Consider the following 5517-nt stretch of genomic DNA (forward strand, 5'->3'; position numbering starts at 1 on the left):
CGCAGCGGTCACCGGCTGAACGCCCAACTGGGCCTTCAGCTCGTTCAGCAGTTTCCCGCTGTAGATGCCCTGCGATCGTGCGCATGAAACCCGGCTGCCAGGTTAAGGGAGGCAGGCAATACCCCCCTACCCGATCGATCGTCCGGGTTGCGGTTGGACAGCATCGAAGCCCGCCACGCGGCTGCGCTACACGGCCGGGATGGCCAGCCACACAGAAAAGCACAGAACCAAGTCCCGTGGGTTCCATTTTGGAAAGACCATGCCAGCTTCACATTCCTCTTTGCGTATCGGTGTGATTGGCGCGGGTCGGCTGGGGACGTTTCACGCGCGAAAAATCAGGCGGCTCCCCGATGTGGAACTCGCCGGCGTCGCCGACCCGGTGGAGGTCCGGCGGCGCGCACTGGCCGCGGAGTGCGATTGCCCGGCCTGGGAAGATTACCGGCCGCTCCTTGACGCATGTGATGCCGTGGTCGTGGCCACCCCTGCTTCCACCCATGCCAGCATCGTGGAGGAATGCCTCCTCAAAGACCGCCATGTTTTTGTGGAAAAACCCTTGACTGTGAGCGTGGCAGAAGGAGAACCTCTCGTCCATCGGGCACGCAAGGCGGGACTGATCCTTCAGGTGGGGCACATCGAGAGATTCAATCCCGCGTTCCAGGCCGCTCTCCCCCATATTCGCGATCCCTGGCTTGTGGAAACGGTCCGGCAGGGCCCCTTCAGTTTTCGGTCCACCGATATCGGGTGCGTCTTCGACCTGATGGTCCACGACCTGGACCTGATACGGGCGATCATTGCGGCCCCCATTTCTGCCGTCCACGCCACAGGCATCGCCGTCCTCGGCCCCCATGAGGACACAGCCCAAGCGGAACTTCACTTTGCCAACGGGGCCTCTGCCCTGTTAAAGACCTCCCGAATCGACAGGCACCCAGCTCGGTGGATGCGGGTATGGACGCGTGACGCTATCATCGACATCGACTTTGCCGCGCGCAAAACAACCGTATGTCATTTGGGAGAAAAACTGCGGCAGGGCAAGCTCGATATCACGCGGTTATCGGGCACGGAACTCGAAGAACTCAAGCACTCGTTCGAACCCCAGTGTTTTGACTATCGGGAACTCTTCGTCAGCGATCAGGACCCCCTCGAAGAAGAGCTTCGCAACTTCGTGGAATCCGTGCGGACCGGTCATCCCCCGCTGGTGAGTGGAGAAACCGGCCTGGAAGCCGTCGTCCTCGCAGAGGCTGTCCTCCAGGCGCTCGACCTCCGCCGGCTGGCCGAACCGTGGCGGACACGCACTGTCAGGGAATGGCGGCGGGCGGCCTGAGCAAAATTTCTTCCGTTTCTCTCCAAATCGCCTGGGTTCTCTATAGCCCTCTAAGCCCGGCCCCCTTGCAGCGGTAGCCTTTCTGAAAGGCTCCGGGGCAACCTGCCCTGCATGTCCCGTCGGCCAACCGCAGCGCCGTCATACTGATATTACCCGCAATGTTTATCCAATCATCAAAGTCTCGTCAATTCGCCGGCCGATTCTCCTTAATACCTGCTGACACGGTTCCCGGTAGTGTGAGGTGTCCTGCCGCAATAACCCGTGGCGGATACGCACTCCGGGCCCAGCCCACGAGCATCGTGAGCAAACTGTGAGCAAGCCGTGTGGCTGTTACTGTCTATGAACGCGCAAATCCAACTCGGACAGGTTTGCATGGTGTGAGATCGATACCGCAGCGCTCACTCACGATCGCTATTCTGACGGCGCTGACGAGCATTTGTCTTGCCGGGTGCCGAGTTGCCCGGCTTTGCCCGCCCGTCCAATGCGATTCCTGTTGCCGTCAGAACTGCCTTCACCTCAATTCTCCACCCGCAGCCCATCGAAACATGGCACCCCGTCCGGGCGTCGCTGATCTGGCGGTTCAAACCGGGGAAACGGCGGCTGGCAGCACCTGGGCGGAACACGTTTTTCCGGAAAGTTTTCGTCTCGCGTTGCGAAGTCCCGGTGGCAAGTTCTACGCGCTGCCCACTCGGCCGATTCTCCAAGTCCCGCGTCCAACGAGCACAGGCCCGACGGATTCTTCTCACACGCCGGTGGAACCGGAGCCGATTCCCACTCCGCCGCCTCTCCCGCAGAGCGCAGCGCCTATGCTGGCCCCCCAACCACCTGTGGCGAATGACTGGGACAGCTCTTCGCCGCCCTTGCCGCCGGCTGCAGATCCCGCAGCGGCGATGCCGCTCCGTCAACAAGAAACTCCTCCCACGAGTGTGACTGAATCCCTCTCAGGTGGTCAGCTTTCGGAGTCCTGGTTGTTTGCTCTTCCCGCCGACCAGCGCGTGGCCGTCCGCACGCAAAGCCAGCAGGTCGTTTTGCCGGACACCCCGGTCCAGAATCCTGCGCTCCTGCGGCGTCTCCTTGTCCGGTGACCTCAGGAACCCCTGTTCCACCGGATCAACCCTGTCGCGTGAAGCTCCTCAAGCCTGAAGGACGCCCCCTCTGTGGCCTGGAACTGGGGGTCTGTCGTTCCGAAGTTTCCTCACCGCTTTGAGTCGAGTTGGCAATCTAGTAAAGATGAGCTGAGTTTTTGAGCCTCCGGGGGGTCGCATCAAGCAGCCAACGGACATTTCCGATTCATCCATTCTAGCCTGACCCAGTGCACAACGGGCGGGCTCACGTCATGCATGGGTCCCAGCAATTCCTAACCAACGGCCTGCCGAGAACATGCTTGCGACACGATCTTTCAATCTGACGGCGTGGGCTGGTGCCCTTCTTGTGGTTTACTTCACACTCACGGCTGGATACGCGCTTTCCGCTGATAATCCGCGGGAAACTCCTATTGTCATTGCCATCCGGAATGCCCGACCGGCGGTGGTCAATATCCGGGGCGAAAAGACGCTCATCACCACGGCGGGCACATCCAGCCGACCTGAACCCGCGCGGCGTGTCAACGGCATGGGGACGGGCGTCATCATTGACGAGCGGGGTTACATCGTGACGAATCATCACGTGGTGGACGGCGTCCGCGACATCGAGGTCACGCTCTACGACGGGACCCGCTACACCGCCAGACTGCTTGCCCGCGACCCTGAAACCGATCTGGCAATCATCAAGATCGACCCCGACCGCCCCCTTCAGGTGATCAAAATCGGTACTTCTTCCGATCTCATGCCCGGCGAATCCGTCATCGCGCTTGGCAACGCCTACGGATATGAGCACACCGCCACCCGGGGCATTGTCAGTGCGCTCCATCGAGCCGTTCAGGTGAGCGACGCCCAGTATTACGATGACCTCATCCAAACCGATGCCAGCATCAACCCGGGCAATTCCGGGGGACCACTGCTGAACATCAATGGAGAGATGATCGGCGTCAACGTTGCCGTACGGGCCGGTGCCCAGGGCATCGGCTTTGCCATTCCGGTCGATCGTGTCGTGGAAGCCGCGGCCCGGCTCCTCGCCGAGATCAACAGCGAACGCATTCGGTATGGGATCACGTTCCAGTCACTCCCACCCACCGGACCGCTGACGGTAGCCTCTGTCGAACCGGACAGCCCGGCCGCCAAAGCCGGCCTGCTGCCTGGCGATGTGATCACGGAAGTGAACGGCCGAAAGGTCTCCAACCCACTCGACTTTCAGCGTCTTCTGCTGGACCAATCGCCCGGCACGTCGCTGGACCTCGTCGTGCTGCGGAACCATACCACGGAAGACCACCTTGCCCTGACTTTGGCGGAACCGAAAAACGCCGGTCCCGCCGATGAGATTTGGTCCCTTATCGGCCTGCGTCTGGAGCCCATTCCGCCTGAGCAGTTTCGGCAGCAGTTCCAGACGCACTACCGCGGCGGGCTTTTGATCACTGATGTGCGGCCGGGAAGCCCCGCTGCCTCTCAGGGCCTGCGGAAGGGCGACGTCCTGGTAGGCATGCATCTGTGGGAAACGATTTCCGTGGAAAACGTCCTCTACATCATCCGCCGGCCGGATTTTGCAAGTTTTCTGCCCCTCAAGTTCTTCATCCTGCGGGGCAACGAAACGTATTATGGCTATTTCTCGATAGCGATGCGGGCGGAAAACCCCTGAAAACGCATGGCGGTCGGCCCTGTTAGTTGTTCCTGGAGGGAGACCGTCAAATCCTACCTCCGCCCAGCCGATTTGCTTCTTGACTGTGTCCAGGCCGCCCGACGTCACGGCGCAAGGTTGCCTGAATTTGGCTCCCTAATCATACTTAAAGAGGAACCTGGACCGCGACGCCGTCGCCGCCCGGCGTTTTGATTCGGGAAGGCCACGCGGGGTGAAAAATTCTCATCTTTTGTTTTGAAGCATAAAGGAGCCGCGAACGTGTCCCAGGCCGACGATCCCTTCAAAAATCTGGATGAAATGATGGCCCCTGGGCCCGATTTTTCCCCGGGGGCGGCCGAAACCGATGCCGACAACCTGGGTATTCCGCCCGTCGCTCCCTCCGCTGAAGAGGAGCTGGCACCGGCAACACCGCCCAAGCCCACCCTTCTGGAGCGACTTCGGCAGATTGACATCTTCACCGTGATGCTTGGCCTGTCTCTGTTGGCGATCATCATCGCGGTGATCGTGCTCGCCATCGAGCTGAGCCGGTACCAATGGGATACTTCCGCGCGATCGGCCAGACAATCCGTTCTGGGAAATCGCCCGCCGGCAGTGGAAATCTTCCGTTCCGCGTGATCACTCAGGTATCGAGAAGGCTTTTCAGGAAGCCAATCGATCCTCTCAGGAGTTCGTTTCCACAACCAGGGCGGCGGCCTGGCCCACCTCGGTCCAGTTGACAGCCACGCTGAAAGTGCTGGCCGTCTTTTCCGGCTGGGTGACGACGTTCACAGGACACTCGGGATCGCGGTGCTCATAGTGAAGAGTCGGGGGCAGCAACCGCTGGGGCCCCAGCACAACCGTCGCTGCCAGTTCCAGGGCTCCCGCGGCGGCTCCGGTGTTCCCGAAGAAACTCCGTGGGGCGGTCACGGGGACATCCCCCAGTGTGGCCTGGATGGCCCGGCTTTCCAGAATGTCATCCACCCGGGTGGCTACACCCTGGGCATTCAGGTGCCCAATTTCCCGGGGCTGAAGCCCCGCGTCCTTCACGGCCTGAGAGATGGCCCTTTCCAAGGCGGGCAAGCGATCCTCGAGTTGGGACCTCTGGTAGAGACAGCACCGGCCCCAGCCGCGAAGATGCGCCCAGATGCGAGCTCCCCGGGCTCGTGCATGGTTTTCGCGTTCCAGGACAAATAGAACAGCGGCTTCCCCCCGCACTTCTCCATCGCGATCGCGATCGAAGGGTCGGGGACTTCCCACCCCGTCATCCGCCAGCTTGGAGAGTCGGCCGATGACCCCAAATCGCGCCCAATCGAAGGGATTCATTTGGGAACTGGCCCCACCCACCAGGACGACATCGGCGAGGTCGCGCTCGAGGAGGCTCGCCCCTTCGATGACCGCCAGGAGTCCCGACAGATCACCCTGATGAATGGTATTGTTGGGGCCTCTGGCATCGAGAACGATCGAAATATGAGAAGCGATCATGTTGG

The 5517-nt window shown here is 61.0% G+C and carries 5 protein-coding genes; 4 read left to right on the forward strand and 1 reads right to left on the reverse strand.

The window, feature by feature from the left end; all coding sequences use genetic code 11:
- Positions 1 to 259 precede the first annotated feature (259 nt).
- From H5U08_RS09095 to H5U08_RS09110, 4 genes are all read left to right on the forward strand, one after another.
- Complete coding sequence (locus H5U08_RS09095; protein ID WP_297032347.1) at positions 260 to 1321, forward strand: Gfo/Idh/MocA family oxidoreductase; 1062 nt, start codon at positions 260 to 262, stop codon at positions 1319 to 1321.
- A 545-nt stretch (positions 1322 to 1866) separates the two neighbouring features.
- Positions 1867 to 2406, forward strand: a complete 540-nt coding sequence (locus H5U08_RS09100) for a hypothetical protein (RefSeq protein WP_297032348.1) — start codon at positions 1867 to 1869, stop codon at positions 2404 to 2406.
- Between the two features lie 295 nt (positions 2407 to 2701).
- Complete coding sequence (locus tag H5U08_RS09105) at positions 2702 to 4051, forward strand: trypsin-like peptidase domain-containing protein (RefSeq protein WP_297032349.1); 1350 nt, start codon at positions 2702 to 2704, stop codon at positions 4049 to 4051.
- A gap of 258 nt (positions 4052 to 4309) precedes the next feature.
- Positions 4310 to 4666: a hypothetical protein gene (locus H5U08_RS09110; RefSeq protein WP_297032350.1), complete on the forward strand. Its 357-nt coding sequence runs from the start codon at positions 4310 to 4312 to the stop codon at positions 4664 to 4666.
- Positions 4667 to 4711: 45 nt separating this feature from the next.
- Here H5U08_RS09110 and H5U08_RS09115 read toward each other — a convergent pair.
- Positions 4712 to 5517, reverse strand: an 806-nt coding sequence (locus tag H5U08_RS09115) for a beta-ketoacyl synthase N-terminal-like domain-containing protein (RefSeq protein ID WP_297032351.1), incomplete at its 5' end; no start/stop codon positions are given.

Origin of the sequence: Thermogutta sp., from assembly GCF_014359955.1 — a bacterium.
Classification (GTDB): domain Bacteria; phylum Planctomycetota; class Planctomycetia; order Pirellulales; family Thermoguttaceae; genus Thermogutta.